Consider the following 21,920-nt stretch of genomic DNA (forward strand, 5'->3'; position numbering starts at 1 on the left):
TACTTTCTCTTATCGCCCGTGAATAAAATGATGACCATCGTCGTCATTGAGTGATTTAAATATCAGGCAGCAAATCGGCAACCCAATTCCCAATAATAAAAACAACAGGCTGAAACTATTTAATTTAAAGATGACTTCAAATTGAGAGAGAAACCGTAATATAGGGAACGTCAGGGCCATACTGACCATAACGGAAATAAGCTGTGTGATGGTCAACATATTATTACCGCTGTTATACGTGGCGTGGTTCAGATTACTGAAGGCCAGCGTACTTTCCGCCGAATGCAGGGTTGAAATCAATACGCCCAGAATGGCCGCAATAACGCCGATCTGCATCATCGATTTCTCCTGCACGGCAAAACTCAAAGCAAGGATGCATATCGATGTAAACCCGGTCGTCAACATCAGCAGCCGTCTATAGCCGGTACGTTTTATCATGGGCTCGAACAGCACTTTTGACAGTAGCGCCCCGGTGGAGAACAGCAGCAGAATGATACTGGTTTCAACCGGCTTGCACGCCAGGGTCGTTTGCAGCATTAATGAGAGCACGACGGGGGTGGACGACAGTAAAATCCGGGTTAACATGCCGCCAATCATCCCAATGGAGAACGTTTTTATTTCAAACAGCGACGCAGGGAATAATGACTCCTTCTTTGTCATATCCTGTTTGAAATAAAGAAACGCCAGACCGATACCAGACAGGCTTAACAATAGAGCGACAGGCATTGGGATAATGTTTTTCGGTATGGCGGTCAGGATAAACGCGGCTAAAAATAACGTGATCACCAGCAATATCAGGCCATAAGGGTCGGTGCGCCGTTCTGTTTCCCTGTTTTCGTTTGGAATATATTTCCTCGCCAGAAAAAGACAAAACAACGACAGCGGAATATTGGCAATAAAAATCGCCCGCCATGAAAAAAGATTAACGATCAAACTGCCTAATACCGGTCCAATCATCGTTCCCAATAAACCCAGCAGGGTAATCCGATTGAGGAAGATCAGCTTCATGGTCTGCGGCGTCGTTTTTAATATCACGGTTCTGATGATGGGCAACATCAATGCGCCGCCGATCCCCTGAATAAAACGAAAGGCGCTTAAGCTGATGACAGAATTCGCGGTGATGCATAACAGTGAACCCAGTGAAAAGATGCCTATCGCCAGCAAATAGGTTTTTCTTTCCCCCAGACGTTCCGCCAGCCAGCCATTGACTGGCGTAAACGCCACGACGGTAATGACATAGGAAATCACGATCATTTCCATATGCAGCACCGGTTGATGCAGTGAATCCGCGATGGCCGGAATAGCGATATACAGCATGGTGGTATCCAGGGATTGCATAAAAAAAGTGATAGATGCAATCCAGAATAAGACCCATGACGTATTCATTGACTAGGCCACCGTCATTTGTCCGGCGTAGAGCACGAACAGGCGTAACAGGAACACGCCGAGCAAGCTTAGCGTCGCCATGGCAACCAGGTGTCCTTTACCAGGATGCGCATGCGGGTTACGCATAAAACCGGCGATCAGCGGTACGGCAATGCCGGCACCGATAATACCGATCCAGAATACGCCGCCCCAGAAGCCGCTGAGCGCCGTGTGTGCGGCAACGGTTTTCTGTCCCCCCCCCAGTAACAAGCCGATAAAGAAGGCAAACAGCAGGAACAGTTCCGCATAGACCACCGGGTTTTCTATTCGGTGAATAAAGTGCAAGGTTGCCGTATTACCGGAGGACTGGCGGCTCATAGCGCTGGCAAGCATCATCACGGCAATGCCGGACGTTGTTCCTGAGGCCAAAAACAGCACGGGGAGCACCGGGTTATTGAGCAGCGGGAAAGATTTCAGCGCGGAGAGCAGGAAACCGGTATAGCAGCCGAGCAGAATAGCCAGCACCAGCAGCACGTTTTCAATCAAAGCGGATTTTTTGGCGATGATGGCGGTGATGCTTTGCGCCAGCGACGTCAACGCCGGGCGGTGCAATCGGGTTTCAATCAGGCTGAGTAGCCCTTCCTTATAGAGATTAATTATCCATAGCAGGATGACCACAAAGTACACCTGAAATAGCATGACCCCGAGGGACATGATGGAGGTCGGATTATAGAACACCATCAGATACCAGAACGTCATTGGCCGCGTCAGGTGAAAAATCAGAATGACCAGACCCAGAATAACGGCCAACGGGGCGACGATGGCCGTGGATTTAATCACAATATTGCTGCCGCTGTATTCCGCAGGAACGTAATACCTGATCAGAATCGATAGCGATACCATCCCTGCCGAAATACCGACGAGTAGTAGATAAATGGCGATGGGCCAATCCCAGACGAGGGAGTCAAACTGGAAGGCGTTATGCATTGTCGATTTCTCCCCGTCTACCCGGAATACGATAAAGTTGCGGTTCGGTGCCAAGGTAGACCTTTGACCGATAGGTTGAATTGCTCTTGATCATTTTTGAAATATCGCTGTCGGGATCGTTCAGATCGCCAAACACCAGCGCTTTGGTCGGGCATATTTCCACGCAGGCCGGCTGTTTCCCGGCGGCCAGATTGGTTTCCCGGCAAAAATTGCATTTATCCGCCGTCTTGCTGACCGGGTTGATAAAGCGCACATGATAAGGACAGGCGGCAATGCAATAACGGCAGCCGACGCAGCGTTTATCGTTAACATCGACAATGCCGGTTAATGCATCCTTGAAGGACGCTCCGGTCGGACATACCGAGACGCACGGCGGATTTTCACAGTGCTGACAGGATTTACGGAAATACTGTTTGAAGGAGCGCGTGGTTTCCGTCGCCGGTATATCGACAGTTTTCAGTATCTCCAGTCGGGTAACGCCATCGGGCACGCTGTTGGTGGTTTTACAGGCGCCGATGCAGGCGTTACAGCCGATACAGCGCTGTTCGTTGTGTAACAGACCATATTTGACCGCGGTTGATTTGGCGGTGTTCGCGGGTTCGTCCTGCGTCTGCGCTCGCGCGAGGCTGGTGTTCCCGGTGACGACAATCGCGCTTCCTATATAAGCAATGAAACGACGGCGAGAAAATTCTTCCATAACATAAACCTTCACATTGAAGCGGTAGCCGCGCTGAGACAGCACCGAGAATAAGACGTCATTTATTCCCGAACGGCTTTCTAACCGCAGGGCGTCTGGCGTCCTGCGTCTTGAAATCCGGTCGGGGATATTGACTGAAAATATTGCATTTCAGACAACATATTTACTCGTAAACCATACTTTTATTATGCATTTTATTTGACCATAGGGGCCGGAATGTAGTTGTGCTCTTAGTCACATTTATTTATTCATACCGCTATATAAATTACCTATCGGATTATTATAAATGCCTGTTATCTGAGCGAGTCGGGTAATTCTTCATTTTTATCGCACGTGAATATTTTATGCATAACCAATATTTATTTTTGCATAAAGGTTTTGGTAATGAGAGTTGTTTTTATTTGGCCGTTAGCGCATTTTTATATTAGTTGATTTATGTCATATTATAATGGATTTATTGAATTGATTTTTTATAACTATTTGATTTTTATTTATTTTATCAGGGTTATGTAAAACGTTTTAGCTCTCAGGGGAAAGAGTAAGCCGTTGACAAAGCGTTGTTCCGTATTACGAACGCCAAACGTGTCATTTGCAATAAGGCGGGGAAAGATCGGACGATTTATTGCTGGTGGACGTTATTCCGATTTTCAATTACTTGAACTATTACAACATTTTTAATCTATTTCATAATCGTTTCATGAATATTGAAACCACCTTTATTGGCAGGGTAAGTATTGGCTTACCAGAGGAAATAGGTAATACCAGGATTCATATTTCTTTTTCGGTGCCTTCATTATCGTATTCCCGTTTTGATGGGGGATGCCGAATGTATTGATTAACGCCGCTCATCCGTAGCCATTCGCGCACCGCCTTCCCGCCTCCTGAACATTTTTTCAGCATAAATGTGAAGTGATTCAAATTATAATACTAGATATACTTGTATGGTAGTTGCCATTGAAGATATGAACAGTCATGAGTAGAGAAGGATAAGTAAAGTGAAAATTGTCAGCGCTGAAGTGTTTGTTACTTGCCCGGGGCGTAACTTTGTTACCCTGAAAATTACGACAGACAGCGGTGTGACCGGTATTGGTGATGCGACGCTGAATGGTCGTGAACTATCGGTCGCTTCTTACCTCAAGGATCATATATGCCCGCAGTTGATTGGGCGTGATGCGCATCAGATTGAAGACATCTGGCAGTATTTCTATAAGGGCGCCTACTGGCGTCGCGGCCCCGTTACGATGTCGGCCATTTCCGCGGTGGATATGGCGCTGTGGGATATTAAAGGCAAAGTGGCCAATATGCCGCTTTATCAGCTCCTGGGCGGCGCATCGCGTACTGGCGTGATGGTGTATTGCCACACAACCGGGCATACCATTGATGAAGTGCTGGATGATTATGCCAAACACCGCGATATGGGATTTAAGGCTATTCGCGTGCAATGCGGCGTCCCCGGCATGAAAACGACTTACGGTATGGCAAAAGGGAAGGGGCTGGCCTATGAGCCGGCAACCAAAGGAAACTGGCCGGAAGAGCAACTGTGGTCGACAGAAAAATACCTCGATTTCACCCCAAAACTGTTTGAAGCGGTACGTGACAAATTCGGTTTCTCGGAGCACTTGCTGCATGACATGCACCACCGGCTGACGCCGATAGAAGCCGCCCGTTTCGGCAAGAGTATTGAAGATTACCGCCTGTTCTGGATGGAAGATCCCACCCCGGCTGAAAATCAGGCGTGTTTCCGTTTAATCCGCCAGCACACCGTTACCCCGATTGCGGTTGGTGAAGTATTCAATAGTATCTGGGATTGTAAGCAGCTGATTGAAGAGCAGTTAATCGACTACATCCGTACCACGATCACCCACACCGGCGGGATTACCGGGATGCGCCGGATTGCTGATTTCGCATCCCTGTATCAGGTTCGCACCGGTTCTCATGGCCCCTCGGATTTGTCACCGATCTGTATGGCGGCGGCACTGCATTTCGATCTCTGGGTGCCTAATTTCGGCGTACAGGAATATATGGGGTATTCGGAACAAATGCTGGAAGTGTTCCCGCATAGCTGGGTCTTTGACGATGGCTACATGCACCCTGGCGACAAGCCTGGGCTGGGTATCGAGTTTGATGAAAAGCTGGCAGCCAAATATCCCTATGAGCCTGCCTACCTGCCGGTGGCTCGCCTGGAAGATGGCACGCTGTGGAATTGGTAATAAGAGGTTAATTACATGAAAAGTATTGTGATACAGCAGCCGAATACACTGGTGATCGAAGAGCGCAGCCTGTCCCAGCCCAGCGCAGGAGAAGTGCGGGTTAAGGTAAAATTGGCGGGTATTTGCGGCTCGGACAGCCATATTTACCGGGGACATAATCCTTTTGCCAAATATCCGCGGGTGATTGGACATGAATTCTTTGGCGTCATCGACGCAGTAGGCGATGGCGTCGATCCGGCGCGCCTTGGCGAACGGGTATCGGTCGATCCCGTGGTGAGCTGCGGCCATTGCTATCCTTGTTCCATCGGCAAACCGAATGTCTGTACATCACTGGTGGTGCTGGGTGTACACCGTGATGGCGGGTTCAGTGAATATTCCGTCGTACCGTCGAAAAATGCATACCACATTCCGGATGATATCCCGGATGAATTCGCGGTAATGGTGGAGCCGTTTACCATTTCCGCCAATGTGACCGCGCAGGTAAAACCGACGGAACAGGACGTTGTGCTGATTTATGGTGCGGGACCAATGGGGCTGACATCCGTTCAGGTTCTGAAGGGGGTGTACAAGGTTAAAGAGATCATTGTCGTTGATCGTATCCCCGAACGGTTGGAAATGGCGCAGCGTAATGGAGCGGACAGAGTCATTAATAATACGTCGCTGTCATTGAAAGAAGAACTGGACGCGCTGAATATCAAGCCCACGTTGATTATTGACGCTGCTTGCCATCCGTCCATTTTGCAAGAAGCGATTACGATTGCTTCGCCTGCGGCACGCATCGCCATTATGGGTTTTTCCAGCGAGCCTTGTCAGGTAAGCCAGCAGGGAATAACCAGCAAGGAACTGTCTATATTCTCGTCCAGACTGAATGCCAATAAATTCCCAATAGTGATTGACTGGTTGAAAAATAAAAGTATTGATCCGTCAAAATTAATTACACATCAATTTGAATATCAGCAGGTAATTCAAGCTATTGAGGTTTTTGAGAAAGATCAGAAAAACTGTTGCAAAGTGTTACTGACATTTAACGACTGATAACGTTAATAATATTGGGGTTATTTTCAAGAGGTAAGCCAATATAAATTATATTCACATGTAACGATTTATTTAATAGCAGTTATTTCTTTTTGTACTGATCCAGATCTTATTTTATGAGACCTGGATCGCATTATGACACCATTATAAGCAGTGATTTTATTGCTGTGCTCTACCCATAACTAAAACCGTCGAGAGTATATATGAATAAGCATAAAATAGAGTCTGGACAAAATAAGCCTGTAAGGAGTACCGCTGATTTGGTCAAGGCGGCCGTATCCGGTTGGTTAGGGACTGCATTGGAGTTTATGGATTTTCAGTTATATTCACTCGGTGCGGCATTGGTTTTCCATGAGATCTTCTTTCCTGAACAATCGGCGGCGATGGCGTTGATTCTGGCAATGGGCACTTACGGCGCAGGCTATGTGGCGCGTATTGTCGGCGCCTTTATCTTCGGCAGAATGGGCGATTCGGTAGGCAGAAAGAAAGTGCTGTTTATTACCATCACGATGATGGGGATCTGTACGACGTTAATCGGCGTTTTACCAACCTACGCCCAGATCGGTATTTTCGCTCCGATACTGCTGGTGACGTTGCGTATTGTTCAGGGGCTGGGCGCGGGCGCGGAGATATCTGGCGCCGGTACGATGCTGGCTGAATATGCGCCGAAAGGCAAACGTGGCATTATCTCTTCTTTGGTGGCGATGGGAACCAACTGCGGAACACTCAGCGCCACGGCGATATGGGCGGTGATGTTCTTTGCGCTCGACAGAGAAGAATTATTGGCCTGGGGATGGCGTATTCCTTTTCTGGCCAGTGTGATAGTGATGCTGTTCGCCATCTGGTTGCGTATGCACCTCAAAGAAAGTCCGGTCTTTGAAAAAGTCAGCAACGAGGCGGCGGAAATGAATTCCGTTTCGACTGCCGCTGTTGAGCAAAACAGACCGAAATCCATACTGGAAATGTTCAAAGGCAAGTCTTTCTGGCTGGCGACGGGATTACGGTTTGGACAAGCCGGTAATTCGGGGCTGATTCAGACATTCCTGGCAGGCTATTTGGTACAGACGCTGTTATTTGAGAAATATATTCCCACCGATGCGCTTATGATCAGCTCTATTATCGGGTTTATCACGATTCCATTGCTGGGGTGGCTCTCTGATAAAATAGGTCGTCGGACGCCTTATATTATTCTGAATATTTCTGCGATTTTATTAGCGTATCCGATGCTCTCAATTATCGTGGATAAAAACGCAGATGTTAACATTATTATCACCTGTATCATTGTTATCCATAACTTCGCCGTATTAGGTCTGTTTGCGCTGGAAAATATCACGATGGCGGAAATGTTCGGCGCCCGGAACCGCTTTACGCAAATGGCGATTTCCAAAGAAACGGGCGGGTTGGTTGCCGTCGGATTCGGCCCGTTACTGGCGGGTATTTTCTGTAATATCACCGACTCCTGGTGGCCTATTGCGGTAATGGTGATTGTTTATTCGCTGATAGGTCTAATTTCCGCAATCTGTATGCCTGAGGTAAAAGATCGCGATTTGGATGAGCTGGAAGACGCGGCATAAATCCAGGCTGTATTTTTTGAGTATAAAATCAGAGAAAATTATGAATATCACTGAGTTTAATGAGCTTAAACCGCAGGTTATCGTACCCCGGTACGATCGTAGCAAGTTAAAAACGCGTATCGCCCATCTTGGTTTTGGCGCCTTTCACCGGGCGCACCAGGCCGTGTGTGCGGATAAACTGGCATCAGAATTCGGCAGCGACTGGGGATATTGCGAGATCAATCTGATTGGCGGCGAACAGCAAATCGACGCGATTCGCCAGCAGGATTTGCTCTGGTCGGTGTCCGAAATGGCGGATACCGGATGGCAGAGCCGGGTGATTGGCGTCGCGACGTCAGCCCTGCATGCCGAAATTGAAGGTATTGATGCGGTTCTGGAGGCCTTGAGCGCGCCGGATATTGCTATCGTATCGATTACGGTCACTGAAAAAGGCTATTGCCACTCTCCGGCAACGGGCCTGTTAAATATCGAACATCCGCTGATTCGCCATGACTTGTCGTTTCCTGACCAGCCACGCTCCCTGCCCGGCGTGATCCTGGCTGCCATTAAACGCAGGCGTGAACGTCAGGTGCCGCCTTTCAGCGTGATGTCCTGCGACAATATGCCGGAAAATGGTCACGTTACCCGCAATGTGATTGTGCAACTGGCCGAGCAGCAGGACACCGAATTGGCGCAGTGGATTGGAAAAAACATTACCTTTCCGTCAACGATGGTCGATCGGATTGTTCCGGCGATTACGCCTGAAACCCTGGAGACGATTCAGCAGCAACTGGGGGTTGTCGATCCGGCAGGCGTTGCCTGCGAGCCATTCTTTCAATGGGTTATCGAAGACAACTTTGTCAACGGCCGCCCCGATTGGGAAAAGGCCGGCGCGGAACTGGTGCGGGATGTGCTGCCCTTTGAGGAGATGAAGCTACGTATGCTGAACGGTAGCCATTCGTTTCTGGCTTATCTGGGTTATCTTGCCGGGTATCAGCATATCAGCGAGTGCATGCAGGATGACATGCTGGTCGCCGCCGCTCACCATCTCATGCTGCGGGAGCAAGCCCCGACATTGCGTACTCAGGGCGTCGATCTCGCTGCCTATGCGGATGCATTGCTGGCACGCTACCGCAATCGTGCATTAAAGCACCGCACCTGGCAGATTGCGATGGACGGTTCGCAAAAATTGCCGCAGCGTATGCTGGACTCTATTCGCTGGCATCTGGCGCACGATAGCCGTTTCGATGCGCTGGCGTTGGGGGTTGCAGGCTGGATGCGTTACGTCGGCGGCGTGGATGAGCAGGGGCAGCCGATTGAAATCAGCGATCCGCTGAAGGATGTCATTGCCCACACCGTGCAGAACAGTGCCGAAGGTGAAGCCCGTGTGACGGCGCTGCTTTCTCTGAACGCTATCTTTGGTCAGGATTTACCGAAAAATACCGTCTTCGTGGACACGGTGATGCAGTACTACCTGACGTTGCTGGAGAAAGGCGTCCGGGGAACGTTAGCAACCGTTGACTGGTAAATATGGCCTTTGCCGGAAAGAAGCACGGTAGCGGATGCTATCCGTGCTTTTTTTTACGCGGTTTTTATCACCGAAAATCCCGGGTTATTGAAATTTTAGCGGCAATTACACCTAGGGCGACGAGCGTGAAACATGTATCATAATCCATAAACATTTGGTGTAAAAAGCGACGGTATGGATACTTCTTTTCAGATCAACAACAACGAACCTGTAAATCAACAAATTTACCGTGTGCTGCGTAAAGACATTGTGGAATGCAATATTCCTCCGGGTAAACTGCTGTCTGAAAAAGAAATCTCCACACGTTTTGACGTGTCCCGCCAGCCTGTCAGAGAAGCGTTTATTAAACTGGCTGAAGCCGGTTTGGTACAAATCCTGCCGCAACGCGGCACGTTTGTGATGAAAATTTCTGAACAACGGGTAGCCGATGCGCGTTTTATCCGCCAGGCGCTGGAATGTGCGATTGCCCGCCGGGCGGCAGAAGCGGTCACCGATGAGCAACTGCTGATTCTGGAACATAATCTGCGCCGGCAGGAACTGGCGGCGCAGAATAACCGGATACGTGAATTTCTTAGCCTGGATGATAGCTTTCATCAGTTTTTGACGCAGATTGCCAATTGTCCGCTGGCGTGGGAAACCATTGAATCGATCAAAGCCACAATGGACAGAGTCCGCTTTCTCAGTTTGAGTCAGGTTTCGCCGCCGGTGAGTCTGATTCAGCAACATTACCTGATTTTTAGCGGGTTGAAGGCGCGCGATCCGGATGCCACCGAAAAGGCGATTCGCGAACACCTACAGGAAATGATTTACTCGATTACACCTATTTCGCAGCAGAACAGCGACTGGTTCGAACATTCCTGACGGGGCGATGTGAGCATCGGCATGAGATGACAATCCATGTCGGGCGACATCACGACGCCCGAATAACAAAACTCAAGCCGAATAAAAACGAGGCTTAATAAAAAACGTCACGCAGTGACGGTCCGCCCTAAAAAACAGACCTGGTAAAACTAGGAACGTCCCAGACGCATCAGCTCTTCCGGGGCAAAGTACCCACTCACGCCTTGCAGTTCAACGCATTTTGCCCGGCGAACTTCTTCGCGTTTCAGGTTTTCTGCATGGATCGCCGCAATAGTGCCGACCAGACGGGAACCGGCCTGCATGACGCGGCAACCGGAGTCGATCGGATTTCTGTATCTGTCATACGCTTTGTACACGTTAACCTCCTTCGTTTGACGATAAAACCGAATCGATCCTACTGCGCTCCGGAACCCCTCACCAGCAGATTACGGTTTTTATAGAGAATCCATATATAAACCATCGTGTTATTATCGAATGCCAATAAAAATACCGGCATGTTAACGTATGACCAACATTGGCTTTACGCGTACGGTAACACCGCCGCTCGCGGTATCGGTGAGTACTAATGCCAAATTGATCAGCACCTGTTCCACCAGTTGTTCAACCGGCTGGCGCACCGTGGTCAACATGGGGACAAAGCGGTGTTCCTGTAATGTGATGTACTCAGGCTTTTCCCGGCACCCGACGGAAGCTGAAGATTATCTGTATCGTGTTGCACAATATCAGGACTGCGGTGACCAGAAATACCCAACGAAATCCCATCATGGCGGACACGCCGGAACCAATCAGCGGGCCGGCCACATTACCTAAATACATAAATGACTGGTTGTAGCCAAAGATCCGGCCTGTGACCTGTTGGCTGCTGTATTTTACCAGCAGCGCCTGTACGGCAGGCATAAGCGCACCATCGGCAAAGCCCAGCATGAATCGGAGTATCCCTAGCTGAGTGGGCGTTTGCACCACGGACATGATGAAAAAAAGCAGGACGCTGAAGGCTAAAGAAACAATCAATATGCGATGCGCGCCAATGCGATCGCCCAGTCGGCCAAGACGAGGCGCGGCGAGCAGGGCCGAGATGCCCGGCACGGCGGCAATCACGCCGCTGATAAAGGCAATATTGTCAGTGCCGGGCGCGAGATCGCGGATGAATAACGTCAGAATGGGGCTGATTGAGCCGTTTGCCATCTGGATCATCATGGTGGTGACAAACAGGCTGACCATCAGGGCTGGATAAGGCAGGGAAGAAAACACCGCCTTGCCGCTCAGGCGGTTCGCTTTGCTGACTTTTATCATGTTCTCTTTAATGGCGAAAAGCGTAATCAGGAAACTGATGAAGAGCATGCCGCCGGTAATAAAAAATACCACCCGCAGACCAACATGATCGGCCATAAATCCGCCGAATAACGGGCCGATAATAACCCCGGAGATCTGTCCGGTAGACAGCGTACCCAATGCCCAACCGCTTTTCTCCCGCGGCACCTGAGAGGCGATCAGCGCCATGGCGTTGGGAATGTAACCGGACGTCAGCCCCATCATGGCGCGCAGAATAAACAAGTGCCATACGTTGGTGGCAAAACCTTGCAGCGTCATGACAATCGCCATCCCCAACGCGGCACGCAGCAGCATGAGTTTACGTCCTTTGCGATCGGCCAGACTTCCCCATAGCGGCGCCGCTACCGCAGAGACCATAAATGAAGAGCTGAAAATCAAACCAGACCAAAGGCTTAATGACTCATGTGAATGTACGCCAAGTTGCTCAATATACAGGGGCAAAAAGGGTAATATCTGGCTCATGGCCAGACCGGTAAAAAAGCACCCTAGCCAGGCAGAAAATAAATTGAGTTTCCAGGTTTCCATGGTGTGCGGAGCAAGCCTCAATAAGCAGATTGCCAACGGTGAAAATCAGGCAGCCGCGCGCTGAATTGTTTTAATATCAACAAATAACGAAGGGTGACTAAACTTTCATCTCTTATAAAAAGCATAACATAGCGCGCTATTTTGTTGCTCAAATGTCCGGTAACTATTCGCTACAAAACGTATTGTCGCCGCGCATGGCGGGGTAAGGCGGTTTTTTGGCACCGCCGGTGAGAGACCATCCAGGAGAGACGAAAGTGCAATATTTTTGTGATGCTCATCACAAAAATATTGCAATGGATGATGCTGAATCGTACAATCTTTTACCTAGAGATAACAACATGACAACGTATCAAGGTGAATAAAATGCGTAATTTTTTGAAAAAAATTCTGGAAATCTACATCAATGCGCATAAAGACATCCCGCCGGGTGCCATGCACTAACTACCTGAAAAAAGGCCGTTTACACGGCCTTTTTTATGCATTGAATTTGTGAGATTCATCAGTGACAGACCATAAAATGGCAGGCCGGATTGACTGCCGTATCACTGCCTGTCACAGCGCAGCCGCAATGGCTTTCCCTGCTGTTTCCGTATTGCCTTTGCCGCCCAAATCCCGGGTAAGGGGCGCCTGCTCCGGTCCCTGCGACAGTACCGTTTCAATCGCCTGCAACACCGCCGCTCCCGCTGCGGGATATCCCAGATGTTCCAACATCATGCCGCCACACCAGATCTGCCCGATGGGATTCGCCAGTCCTTTACCGGCAATATCGGGAGCAGAACCATGGACCGGCTCAAACAGGCTGGGGAAATTTCGTTCCGGATTAATATTGGCTGAAGGGGCGATACCGATGGTTCCAGTGCAGGCGGGACCTAAATCAGACAGGATGTCTCCGAACAAATTGCTGGCGACCACGACGTCAAACCAATCGGGGTGCAGAACAAAATTGGCGGTCAGGATATCGATGTGAAATTTATCGACTTTGATTTCCGGATACTGTTTTGCCATCTCGGCTACCCGTCCGTCCCAGTAAGGCATAGTAATCGCAATGCCGTTGGATTTTGTGGCGGAAGTCAGATGCTTTTTCGGGCGTTTCATTGCCAGTTCGTAGGCGAACTTAAGGATTCGATCGACCCCGACGCGCGTCATCACCGTTTCCTGAATGACAATTTCACGGTCGGTGCCGGCGAACATGGCGCCGCCGACGCTGGAGTATTCTCCCTCGGTATTTTCCCGCACCACATAGAAGTCAATGTCGCCTGGGTTGCGTCCGGCCAGTGGCGCTTTGACGCCAGGCATTAATCGACAGGGACGCAGGTTGACGTATTGATCGAATTCCCGGCGAAATTGTAGTAGCGATCCCCATAAAGAGATGTGGTCTGGCACGATATCCGGCCAGCCGACCGCGCCGAAGTAGATCGCATCGTAATGGCTCAGGGTTGCAAACCAGTCATCCGGCAGCATTTTTCCATGCTTCAGGTAATAGTCGGCGCTGGCGAAATCAAACCAGTCCCATTGTATGGCGATACCAAATTTTTCTGCGGCGCGCTGTATGACGCGCACGCCTTCAGGCATCACTTCTTTGCCAATGCCATCACCGGGGATCACGGCGATTCTGTGTTTTTTTCCGGACATCGGGGATTCCTTTTTTCACTGTAGGGGGAGAATTGAGTGTATTTCCTTGGCAAATGGTGAACAATTGGCCTAAATGGCAAGGCATTGTTGAATTTAAGAGAAGAATCTATGTCGACGGTTAACGATTTATTCTTTTTCAGCCGGATTGCGGCCTCAGGTAGCCTGACCGCCGTCGCTCGCGAACTGGGGCTCTCTCTGCCTGCGGTCAGCAAGCGGCTGACGCAATTGGAAAAACGGCTTGGCGTACAGTTGATACAGCGGACTACCCGGCGTTTGGATCTCACGGCGGAAGGGATGCTTTACGCTGAGGGCGCGTTGCCGATACTGAAAGAGATTGCTGAACTGGAAAGCGCGGTGGCTAAAAATCAGCGCTCGCTCTGCGGCAAGCTCAGCGTGAATGCCTCTTTCGGGTTTGGTCGTCGGTATGTGGCGCCGCTGATTTCGTCTTTTTCACGGTTACATCCCGGTCTTGAGGTTCAGCTTCAGCTTTCCAGTCAGCCAATCAATCTGCTGGATGCCGCCATTGATATTGATATCCGCGTTGGCGAGCCGCCTGATTCGCGTCTGATTGCGCGAAAGCTGCTGGATAATCCCCGTATTTTGTGTGCGTCGCCAGCTTATATTGACCGTGTCGGTACGCCGCAGACCGTCGCCGATTTGTCCGCCCATAACTGCATTGTGCTGAGGCAATATGAAAGTGACTATGCGTTATGGCGTTTCTATCGGTCGGGCAAAGAGTTTACCCATAAAGTTTATGGCAGCCTGTCGAGTAACGACGGCGAGGTAATCATGCATTACGCACTGGATGGACATGGGATTATTCTACGCTCGTTCTGGGATGTGCGAGAGTACCTTGAACGGGGGGAATTGATTGCGCTGCTGACTGATTTTGAGATACCGGCGGCCGATATTCACGCGGTTTACCAGCAACGACGGCACGTGCCGGCCAGAATCACGGCGTTCATTGATTATTTAACTGAGCATCTGGTATGAAAAAGGTGAGTCTGGAACGTTCACCCAGCGCCGCGGGTCCGCCATCCGATCGCTTGAAACGCTGAAATTTCACCCGAAAATCACCTTTTTTATCGGCGAGAACGGTTCCGGAAAATCCACGCTGCTGGAATCGCTTGCGGTGTCGATGGGGTTTAATCCTGAAGGCGGCACAAAAAACTTAAACCACGATCTTCCAGTTCAGCGAAGAGAGTATTCAGCAGGTGGCCTATGAGGAGACGGAGCATTATCAGATCACCCGTTTGTTCCTGAATAACCCTGAACGAATGCTCCGGAAACTGATGGCGGAATAAAGGATGAATATAAACCGATGGATACGCCGCATTCCATAACAGTAATGCAACGCCTGTGTTCTTCTTTATTGTTTTGATTTTATTGCTTGGATAGGGATAAAAAATGAAATGTTTGAATTGCGATAACGATGCGCTAAAAGAATCTGGCCTGTGCCCGGAATGCGAGAAAATGGAGATGCGGAAGATAAACGGTATTTTATATCTTCCCGCATTGGGACTGATTCTGTCTCTGATCCTGGCGCCGTTTTCTCTATTTTCTATTGTCAGAGCGATGGTTATTCATTTTCAACAAACCGGGTTTATTGGCTATTTCGGCTTATTTGTCGTGTTTTGCCAGTTGGTTTCCCTTTTGATGGCGCTATTCGCCGCGCTGACTTTTTTTAGCAGGAAAAAGGGTACGCGTAATATCATGATTGCCTATTATGGCATTAATTTTGTCGTTATCTGTTGTATGACGCTACTTCCGGCACAGCTGTTTAATATGGCGCTGGACAGAAATGATATTGCTGCGCTTATGTCCGCGACCATCGGCGTGGCGGGTTGGATACCGTACTTTATTTTTTCGAAAAGAGTGCCGGTTGTTTTCAGTAAATAAAGTATTTAACGCTCGCTCATTTATTAAATGAAACATCAGCCGGTCATTGCCCGCCGGAGACGATCCGGCGGCGTTCGGGTGACGGCTGCCGCTCTCCCGGTTCAGGTTGCGTACGATATCGATTGAAACCATTACAGATAACTTAATTTAAAATTCGCCGTTGCGACGTAATCGCCAGCCTGAATCAGGTCGTCCCGTATTTTTTCAATACGGGCTGAAAATGGAATCGCGTTATCCCCACTTTGCAGGGCGATCGCGCCGGTGCTGTCGTTTATACCCATCAATTTATTATCATGATAAATACCGATGGCAATGCCCCTGGCGTTGGAGAGGCTGTCCAGCGCCAATCGTTTGGGTAACAATGATTCCTCCCGGCCTAAAAAACTGACGGTGACGCTTTGGTATGTATCAAGGTTGCAATCGGTTAGATTAATCGTAAAGTCGTGCCAGCTACCGTAACCGTTGGCTTTTATGTCCTGGGTCGAGACTTCGTTCATATTGACCACAATGTCCCTGGCCTCGGTACTGACATTACAGGGCGCATCAACGACCAAAACATGGAAGGTGACATCATGATCGGTGAGCGGTGTTTTGGTCTGGCTGGCGGTTGTTTCTGAAATAAAAGCCATCATGCCGGCGGTGATGGACAAAAGGGTGTTGCAAGCAATTCTTCTCATTACGGTATGGTCTCTTTATCGTTTGTTGATAGACGCTGTTCGTCCTGTTTCACTTTGCCGGCATGTGGGCGAGAGGGGAGAACGTCTTGCTATCATTCGAAATCCCAGGCGGCATGGCGAATTAATAATAATTAAATCGCAGAATGATGTTTTTTTCGGTATCACCCACTATCGCCGGACCAGATGCATATAACTGGGCTACATAGCGTCGTTCGACGATGCCGCTTGAGGTTGTTAAACCATCAACAAAATCAATAAATTGATTAAATTTCACATTATTTCCGTTGCGCGTATCTGCTATTTTCAGCATTGAACCATTACTCATGTCCATGCCATCCGTCCCGACGAGAGTATTTCCTCGGGAAGCGGCATCGAAATTGACGGACAGATCGAAACCTTTGCCACAGTCTTCGCCGCCATCGGTGGAGACATCGATACGGAATTCCTGTTGTGCCAGTACGCCGGCTTCCGATCCTGCCCATGCTTTAATCGTACCGAAGTCAATGTAGCTGTCGGGCGACACCACAATATTGGCCGCACACTGCATGATTTCAATGCCGTGAAGCCCCGACAGGCTCAACCCATAGTTACTGTTCGGCTTATTATTGATACCGCCCTCGCCATCGATCTGGAAAACTTTCAGGGCGTTGACGCCGGCGGTGGTATCGGTGATTTCTCCCGTTTTTTCGAGGTAGAGTTGTACCGTGACGTTTAACATCGTCGGATTTTTAGGGGGGAGCGTGCCGCTGGGACCCGGAGCGATCCATTGTCCGGTGGAGACTCGGGATGCCGTGGTGCCGCCATTCGTAATAATCCCTAAATCCTCTCCGTTATAGATGATGCCGATTCCAATGCCCTGGCTGATGACTTTTCCTTCAGGATTTGGATAGAAATACGATAGTTCTCCCTGTGGTCTCACGGTGTAATAAGCCCAACAGGCGAGATTTCGGGTATAGCTTTTTGACGTCCAGAGACGGCTGCCGACGGGCAAGGTTGCCGGAATTTTTAGCGTTCCGACATCCTCGTAATCCGATACCGGCCCGGTGACGGTTCCCAGTCGGCATTCCAGCGCGCTGGCGCTGAAGGAGGTCAGCGCCAGCAGGAAGAGTATGGCGCATGGCGTGACATGATATTTTCTACTAATTAATAACCAAGACATAGCTAATTCCTGATGTTGAATCGATCGCCCTGTTTCATCCTTGATTAACAGGCTGACAATGGTTTTGCGTACAGGTAAACGGTAATTCCAGATGCCCGCCGTAATCATTCACGTAGTACAGATAGAAAGTATTGACCGTATTATCCGTCACGCTGATGCTGCTCGTTGAGCGTGGCGCCAGCATAAAGGCCTTTCCATCTAATAAGCTGGCCGGATTCGGATTTGTATTTTTTGACTGCTTTAAAATATTGCTTACGGTGATGTAATACGGCGTCGGGTTTTCTACGGTAAACGTTTTCCCCGTTTTTCTGATGATTAATTTTTTCTGCCATATATCGTTTTTATCTGGCGTAATGCCTCGGGGGCGAAAAAATACTTTAATTTCTGATTGAATGGCAATCTGTAATACGTTGGCCTTTTCCGGTTTGGGCGGAATTTCCCGTACATTCAAATAAAAGAGCGATTCACGATCTTTTGGCAATTGGATAATCTGTGCTGTTTTTACCAAACGGATCAGGCTGTAGCCTCTGGGTTCAATACGTTGCAACGGCGGCAACACCATCAGCGGCGCCGTCATTTTATTGTGATGTTCATCCGTCAGCCAGGCCTGTGCCAGAAAGGGATTCTCTGCGTTTTGATTCATTAATGTCACCGTGGCCGATTGTTCGTCATCATTAAAAATGACGCGGGTACGATCGAGATTAATTGCGCTATATGCTGCGGGAAGCAAAAAAACACTGCTGATAAATAACCCTATCGTTCGCATATAAGAGGACGATTTCATAAATAACTCTCCGAAATTTTTGCTGTTCAATTAGCTGGTTTGCACGGTAAAAGAAGCGACTCAAGATGATTCAGGTTTGCCGGTAAAGTAATATGGCACTGTGTTTTCCCGTCCCATATCACGCTCAGGGTTTCATTGGGCGATACGCCTGTTATATAGGCCTGCCCGTTATCGGTAATCATGGCGATATCACGACCTTTCCTGTTTTTCACCAGTGCGGCAAAAGGCGGGAATTTGCCATTATTCAATGTCACGTGCCCCAATATTTTTTCCCCGCTGACAACATCAAATTTGCGGTAGCCAATGGCGCCTTCCGTCAGCGTGCCCTGAACGACAGTGGTCGTTGCTTCAATATTTTCAGGTAGTTTCTGTACATCAATACGTGTCGAAACGTCATAATAACTGCTGGTGTTGGCGATAACGGCCAGACCGTTCCGGTTGGTTTTCACCTGGCTGCCGGAAAACGGTACGTCGGCCTGTCCATCCGTATCGACCATGATGCGCGTTCCGCCGTTGTTTCCTTTGGGGTGTGCGGCTACGCCGTGTCTGGTCGCGGTAACGCCACCGCGAAGCGCACCGCTCAGATAGGTGTAACTATCCTGTTGCCAGGCAATTCCCACATTGGCATCGGCCATCGGCGCGAGGCGTGTGTAGTTACCGCTCAGATACATATTTTCCCGGCTGTCGTAACGCGTACTCAGGTTCCAGGAACTCCCCGGGTTAACATTGTTGGTATAGGTGAGCGTCTGATTACTTCCGCGGTTATCGTGTCCGGTGCTGTAACTCAGGCGTTCTTTTTCCCCGAGTGGAATGGAAAAGCTCAGATACAGGCTATCGTCCTGGCGTTTATTGAATTCGGTCCGGTAAGCGGAAAAATTGATCGCAATGCCTTTGAAAGCGCCAATATCGACGTATTTGTTCAGTGAAATACCGTAACGATCCTGCTGTGTGGCATTCCAGTAGGTTTGATGCGTATACGACAAATACGTGGATAATCCGCTTAGCAGCGTTTGTTTTTCCCGCGTCGCAAAGTTTTTGGCGAGCGTCAGGGTGTAGCGTTCTTTCTCATTGTGATACCTGTCGTCATGATTCAGGGTGTAAAGGTATTGCGACATACTCATGTACGTCTTTTCCGAAAAACGGTAACCAGCGAAACTGATCTGACTGTCGATGGAGTCAAAATATTTTGACCAGTTCAGGGAAAAAGAGTGGCCGGTCAGGGATGAGGATGTTGTCGGGATCGTCGCATGTGATTGCGTAATGTCGGCAGACAGCGCGCCAAGCAGATACAGGTTTCTCCCAATCCCTGCCGACCAGGACTGATAATTGTCGGACAGGATGGCGCCGCCGTACACCGACCAGGCGTTGGATAATCCCCACGATGCTTCCGCCGCAGAAAATGCCGGCCCCTGTATATGATGATCCGTATCCGACGGCCTGCCCGCGGAAAGCTTATATTGCACGTGTCCCGGACGCGTTAGATAAGGCAGGCTGGCCGCCTCGGTTTGGAACGTGGTGACCGTGCCATCTTCTTCCGTCACCCTGACATCCATTGTCCCACTGATGCCATTTTTCAGATCCTGAATGGCAAACGGGCCGGCGGGAACGGTAGTCTCATAGACCATCCGGCCGTTTTGCATGACGGTGACCGTTGCGTTGGATTTGGCGACACCTCGAATTTCAGGCGCGTAGCCCCGTTGCGAAGGCGGCAACATATTTTCGTTGTTTTCTACTGAAATACCGGTGAAGCGATAGCTGTCGAACAGGTCGCTATTGAAGTACATTTCGCCAAGTTTTAAATCTGCTGATAGCGTCGGCAGAGGACGATAGGCATAAAACTGATCCCACGAAAACCGATCGCGGGTTGAGTGGTTGGACTTATAAAGGAAATAGCGATAGTCCGCGCGATAACGCCACGCGCCCAGATTAAAGCCGGCGGTGCCGTAGCTGCTTAAATAGCGTGAAGCGTCCCCATTATGGGTATCGTGGCGTATGTTGCCGACCAGATTGTAGTCCAGCAGCGCGCCGCCAATGCCGTGATCCCATTGTTCCGGTGGAACCCAGTTGCTGTCGTTATACATCAGCCATGCCTGGGGGATAGTAATGTTGAGGCTTCCCATACCAATCTGGTTGGAGATTTTTACACCGGGAATGGGCGTCAGATCGACACACATTCCGTCGTTCCATAACACGATTTCTTTCCGCGCTTCTTTTTTCAGCGCCAGCTTGTCTACGATATCCGGCGGGAGGCAGGCCGTTGGCTTAGTGATGTGATTGCCGTTTGGCAGATAGCTCACCATCTGCTGGCGTATTTCCCGGGAGTTGACTTTAATCGATAGCAGGTATTCCCCAGGTGTAACGTATTCAGGATCGGAAAAATGGCTAAGGTCAATTTCGTTACGTTCATCGACATCCAGTACGTTAATATTAAACTCTGTTGCACCGGGGGAAGTTGTACCCAACGATAAAATAAAAATACCATAGTGAAATAACGCGCGTTTAATTTTTTCTTTGAACATAATAATTGTCATATTCATGGTCTGCGCGTGCTTTTAAAATAAAAACCTGCGAAAATTGTGTATTCAAAAAATGGTAAAACACCAGTCGGGCAGCGCTCTTACGGTGGCACAGTCAACTCTCGGGCATCCATTTCCTATCAAATGAATTCACTCGAAAGAATAAAACGCTGACATTGAGAAAAATCATCTTCATTATTTCTCTGTTCAGGTAAGGGTTCTGGCGTCGGCGTCCTTGCCGTTAACTCCATTATTTATTGATAAGAGACGACGAAATTAGCGGTACTGGCAAAAGTACCGGTCATGATTGCCGCCGCCTCTCCTTCCTGCGGTACCGGAAGTTTTTCAACATAAGAGGTAAATGAGAATGTGTTATCGCCATTTGCCAGCGGTGTAGCGGGAACCGCAGGGGTGATACCATCAAATTTAATTTTGCTACCGGAATATTCAACGGCAATACCTGCACCGGATGCGCTGCCATTTAATGCCAGTAACTCGTTATTCGTGCCGGAAGCGCTCCCGCCTGAAAAAACGATTTTAGCGCTTGTTGCCGTATCAAGACTGCAATTCTTCAGCGTAATATCAAATACTTTAATATCAGATGTACCGCCGTTTTCTAAAACGGTCTTGCTGATTTCACCAAATTCTACCGTTTGTTGCAGATCTTCCTGAGAAACCGAACATGGCGTATCAATAATTTTCCCTTTAAATGTGACTGAACCATTATGTGAGTCAGCGGCATTAGCACCCAAAGAACACATCATTGTGACGATGGATGTCAGGGCGATTTTTGATAATTTCATAATATATACTCTCTTTGAATCTACGATATGTTGATAAAAAACTTCAAAAAATACATTAATGAAGATGTCTGTGATTATAAAAACAGCGGCAAAAATTACCTTCCTTGAAAAAGAGAGCAGCGACCCAGCGTCATCATGTCGTAACTATTCCACGAATATACACTCTGGGTATCTCACCCTTTATTTAAAGGAATGAATGTAACTTCTATCGCGTTCTTAGTGACCGACTTGGTAACCGATCAATTTTTCCCTGATGCCATTTCAGCACTGTCAGGATGTGTGGGTATGGTATGTACGCTCACCTTGTTGGTCAAATGTATTATTTATTTTGGTTTTATTTAGATTATATGTCTTAAA

21 protein-coding genes are annotated in these 21,920 nt (G+C 48.9%); 9 read left to right on the forward strand and 12 right to left on the reverse strand.

What is annotated here, in order from left to right; genetic code table 11:
• Nucleotides 1-9: 9 nt before the first annotated feature.
• Genes DDT52_RS09510 through DDT52_RS09520 form a run of 3 tightly spaced genes read right to left on the reverse strand, consistent with a single transcriptional unit; the run spans nt 10 to nt 3,049 of the window.
• Entirely contained in the window at nt 10-1,386 is a 1,377-nt protein-coding gene (locus DDT52_RS09510; RefSeq protein WP_136156137.1) for an MFS transporter, read from the reverse strand.
• 3 nt (nt 1,387-1,389) lie between these two features.
• Complete coding sequence (gene nrfD, locus DDT52_RS09515; RefSeq protein ID WP_136156138.1) at nt 1,390-2,352, reverse strand: cytochrome c nitrite reductase subunit NrfD; 963 nt, start codon at nt 2,350-2,352, stop codon at nt 1,390-1,392.
• Complete coding sequence (locus tag DDT52_RS09520; RefSeq protein WP_136156139.1) at nt 2,345-3,049, reverse strand: 4Fe-4S dicluster domain-containing protein; 705 nt, start codon at nt 3,047-3,049, stop codon at nt 2,345-2,347. The genes nrfD and DDT52_RS09520 overlap by 8 nt, the downstream gene beginning before the upstream one ends.
• A 995-nt stretch (nt 3,050-4,044) precedes the next feature.
• Here DDT52_RS09520 and manD point away from each other — a divergent pair.
• The 5 genes from manD (at nt 4,045) to DDT52_RS09545 (ending at nt 10,236) form a co-directional block, all read left to right on the forward strand.
• Complete coding sequence (gene manD / locus DDT52_RS09525) at nt 4,045-5,259, forward strand: D-mannonate dehydratase ManD (protein ID WP_136156140.1); 1,215 nt, start codon at nt 4,045-4,047, stop codon at nt 5,257-5,259.
• Nucleotides 5,260-5,274: 15 nt separating this feature from the next.
• Nucleotides 5,275-6,294 carry a Zn-dependent oxidoreductase gene (locus DDT52_RS09530; RefSeq protein WP_136156141.1) on the forward strand — a complete coding sequence of 340 codons (1,020 nt, stop codon included), beginning with the start codon at nt 5,275-5,277 and terminating at the stop codon, nt 6,292-6,294.
• A gap of 203 nt (nt 6,295-6,497) precedes the next feature.
• Nucleotides 6,498-7,868: an MFS transporter gene (locus DDT52_RS09535; RefSeq protein ID WP_136156142.1), complete on the forward strand. Its 1,371-nt coding sequence runs from the start codon at nt 6,498-6,500 to the stop codon at nt 7,866-7,868.
• Between the two features lie 40 nt (nt 7,869-7,908).
• On the forward strand, nt 7,909-9,375 hold the full coding sequence (locus DDT52_RS09540; RefSeq protein ID WP_136156143.1) for a mannitol dehydrogenase family protein: 1,467 nt from the start codon (nt 7,909-7,911) through the stop codon (nt 9,373-9,375).
• Between the two features lie 174 nt (nt 9,376-9,549).
• A complete protein-coding gene (locus tag DDT52_RS09545; protein ID WP_109054489.1) occupies nt 9,550-10,236 on the forward strand; it encodes a GntR family transcriptional regulator in 687 nt (228 codons plus the stop codon).
• 149 nt (nt 10,237-10,385) lie between these two features.
• Here the strand turns inward: DDT52_RS09545 and ydfZ are convergent, their stop codons facing one another.
• The 3 genes from ydfZ to DDT52_RS09555 all read right to left on the reverse strand — a co-directional run bounded on the left by ydfZ (nt 10,386) and on the right by DDT52_RS09555 (nt 12,093).
• Nucleotides 10,386-10,592 (reverse strand): putative selenium delivery protein YdfZ, encoded by a 207-nt coding sequence (ydfZ, locus tag DDT52_RS09550; protein ID WP_136156144.1) that lies wholly within the window; start codon nt 10,590-10,592, stop codon nt 10,386-10,388.
• A gap of 141 nt (nt 10,593-10,733) precedes the next feature.
• Nucleotides 10,734-10,865, reverse strand: a complete 132-nt coding sequence (locus DDT52_RS21380; RefSeq protein ID WP_281728906.1) for a hypothetical protein — start codon at nt 10,863-10,865, stop codon at nt 10,734-10,736.
• A 34-nt stretch (nt 10,866-10,899) separates the two neighbouring features.
• Nucleotides 10,900-12,093, reverse strand: coding sequence for a multidrug efflux MFS transporter (locus tag DDT52_RS09555; RefSeq protein WP_136156145.1), 1,194 nt, complete (start codon nt 12,091-12,093; stop codon nt 10,900-10,902).
• A 363-nt stretch (nt 12,094-12,456) separates the two neighbouring features.
• Between DDT52_RS09555 and azuC the strand changes: the two genes are divergently transcribed.
• Nucleotides 12,457-12,534, forward strand: a complete 78-nt coding sequence (gene azuC, locus DDT52_RS21490; protein WP_136156311.1) for a stress response protein AzuC — start codon at nt 12,457-12,459, stop codon at nt 12,532-12,534.
• 111 nt (nt 12,535-12,645) lie between these two features.
• On the opposite strand, the gene DDT52_RS09565 is transcribed toward azuC, so the two are convergent.
• Nucleotides 12,646-13,725 (reverse strand): tartrate dehydrogenase, encoded by a 1,080-nt coding sequence (locus DDT52_RS09565; protein WP_048637068.1) that lies wholly within the window; start codon nt 13,723-13,725, stop codon nt 12,646-12,648.
• Between the two features lie 108 nt (nt 13,726-13,833).
• On the opposite strand from DDT52_RS09565, the gene DDT52_RS09570 reads away from it, so the two are divergent.
• From DDT52_RS09570 to DDT52_RS09580, 3 genes are all read left to right on the forward strand, one after another.
• Nucleotides 13,834-14,718, forward strand: a complete 885-nt coding sequence (locus DDT52_RS09570; protein WP_121588959.1) for a LysR family transcriptional regulator — start codon at nt 13,834-13,836, stop codon at nt 14,716-14,718.
• A 91-nt stretch (nt 14,719-14,809) separates the two neighbouring features.
• The gene (locus DDT52_RS21155) at nt 14,810-14,950 is read left to right on the forward strand and encodes a hypothetical protein (RefSeq protein WP_247595513.1); all 141 of its coding nucleotides are present in this window, start codon (nt 14,810-14,812) and stop codon (nt 14,948-14,950) included.
• A gap of 182 nt (nt 14,951-15,132) precedes the next feature.
• A complete protein-coding gene (locus DDT52_RS09580; protein WP_136156146.1) occupies nt 15,133-15,624 on the forward strand; it encodes a DUF2569 domain-containing protein in 492 nt (163 codons plus the stop codon).
• 131 nt (nt 15,625-15,755) lie between these two features.
• Here the strand turns inward: DDT52_RS09580 and DDT52_RS09585 are convergent, their stop codons facing one another.
• The 5 genes from DDT52_RS09585 to DDT52_RS09605 form a co-directional block, all read right to left on the reverse strand.
• On the reverse strand, nt 15,756-16,301 hold the full coding sequence (locus tag DDT52_RS09585) for a fimbrial protein (protein WP_136156147.1): 546 nt from the start codon (nt 16,299-16,301) through the stop codon (nt 15,756-15,758).
• Between the two features lie 121 nt (nt 16,302-16,422).
• Nucleotides 16,423-17,460, reverse strand: coding sequence for a hypothetical protein (locus tag DDT52_RS09590; RefSeq protein WP_136156148.1), 1,038 nt, complete (start codon nt 17,458-17,460; stop codon nt 16,423-16,425).
• 34 nt (nt 17,461-17,494) lie between these two features.
• On the reverse strand, nt 17,495-18,244 hold the full coding sequence (locus DDT52_RS09595) for a fimbrial biogenesis chaperone (protein WP_136156149.1): 750 nt from the start codon (nt 18,242-18,244) through the stop codon (nt 17,495-17,497).
• A 26-nt stretch (nt 18,245-18,270) separates the two neighbouring features.
• Nucleotides 18,271-20,781: a fimbria/pilus outer membrane usher protein gene (locus DDT52_RS09600; protein WP_136156150.1), complete on the reverse strand. Its 2,511-nt coding sequence runs from the start codon at nt 20,779-20,781 to the stop codon at nt 18,271-18,273.
• A gap of 233 nt (nt 20,782-21,014) precedes the next feature.
• A complete protein-coding gene (locus tag DDT52_RS09605) occupies nt 21,015-21,563 on the reverse strand; it encodes a fimbrial protein (protein WP_136156151.1) in 549 nt (182 codons plus the stop codon).
• Between the last annotated feature and the right edge of the window lie 357 nt (nt 21,564-21,920).

Source organism: Brenneria roseae subsp. roseae, from assembly GCF_003115845.1.
Taxonomy (GTDB): domain Bacteria; phylum Pseudomonadota; class Gammaproteobacteria; order Enterobacterales; family Enterobacteriaceae; genus Brenneria; species Brenneria roseae.

What these genes read in the sequence shown, in the direction of transcription:
- DDT52_RS09590 (WP_136156148.1), bottom strand. Translation starts at nt 17,460, where the DNA reads ATGTCTTGGTTATTAATTAGTAGAAAATATCATGTCACGCCATGCGCC.
- DDT52_RS09540 (WP_136156143.1), top strand. Translation starts at nt 7,909, where the DNA reads ATGAATATCACTGAGTTTAATGAGCTTAAACCGCAGGTTATCGTACCC.
- DDT52_RS09585 (WP_136156147.1), bottom strand. Translation starts at nt 16,301, where the DNA reads ATGAGAAGAATTGCTTGCAACACCCTTTTGTCCATCACCGCCGGCATG.
- DDT52_RS09605 (WP_136156151.1), bottom strand. Translation starts at nt 21,563, where the DNA reads ATGAAATTATCAAAAATCGCCCTGACATCCATCGTCACAATGATGTGT.
- DDT52_RS09510 (WP_136156137.1), bottom strand. Translation starts at nt 1,386, where the DNA reads ATGAATACGTCATGGGTCTTATTCTGGATTGCATCTATCACTTTTTTT.
- azuC (WP_136156311.1), top strand. Translation starts at nt 12,457, where the DNA reads ATGCGTAATTTTTTGAAAAAAATTCTGGAAATCTACATCAATGCGCAT.
- DDT52_RS09600 (WP_136156150.1), bottom strand. Translation starts at nt 20,781, where the DNA reads ATGAATATGACAATTATTATGTTCAAAGAAAAAATTAAACGCGCGTTA.
- DDT52_RS09565 (WP_048637068.1), bottom strand. Translation starts at nt 13,725, where the DNA reads ATGTCCGGAAAAAAACACAGAATCGCCGTGATCCCCGGTGATGGCATT.
- DDT52_RS09555 (WP_136156145.1), bottom strand. Translation starts at nt 12,093, where the DNA reads ATGGAAACCTGGAAACTCAATTTATTTTCTGCCTGGCTAGGGTGCTTT.
- DDT52_RS09545 (WP_109054489.1), top strand. Translation starts at nt 9,550, where the DNA reads ATGGATACTTCTTTTCAGATCAACAACAACGAACCTGTAAATCAACAA.
- DDT52_RS09535 (WP_136156142.1), top strand. Translation starts at nt 6,498, where the DNA reads ATGAATAAGCATAAAATAGAGTCTGGACAAAATAAGCCTGTAAGGAGT.
- DDT52_RS09595 (WP_136156149.1), bottom strand. Translation starts at nt 18,244, where the DNA reads ATGAAATCGTCCTCTTATATGCGAACGATAGGGTTATTTATCAGCAGT.
- DDT52_RS21380 (WP_281728906.1), bottom strand. Translation starts at nt 10,865, where the DNA reads ATGTTGACCACGGTGCGCCAGCCGGTTGAACAACTGGTGGAACAGGTG.
- DDT52_RS09530 (WP_136156141.1), top strand. Translation starts at nt 5,275, where the DNA reads ATGAAAAGTATTGTGATACAGCAGCCGAATACACTGGTGATCGAAGAG.
- DDT52_RS09520 (WP_136156139.1), bottom strand. Translation starts at nt 3,049, where the DNA reads ATGGAAGAATTTTCTCGCCGTCGTTTCATTGCTTATATAGGAAGCGCG.
- DDT52_RS09580 (WP_136156146.1), top strand. Translation starts at nt 15,133, where the DNA reads ATGAAATGTTTGAATTGCGATAACGATGCGCTAAAAGAATCTGGCCTG.
- nrfD (WP_136156138.1), bottom strand. Translation starts at nt 2,352, where the DNA reads ATGCATAACGCCTTCCAGTTTGACTCCCTCGTCTGGGATTGGCCCATC.
- DDT52_RS09570 (WP_121588959.1), top strand. Translation starts at nt 13,834, where the DNA reads ATGTCGACGGTTAACGATTTATTCTTTTTCAGCCGGATTGCGGCCTCA.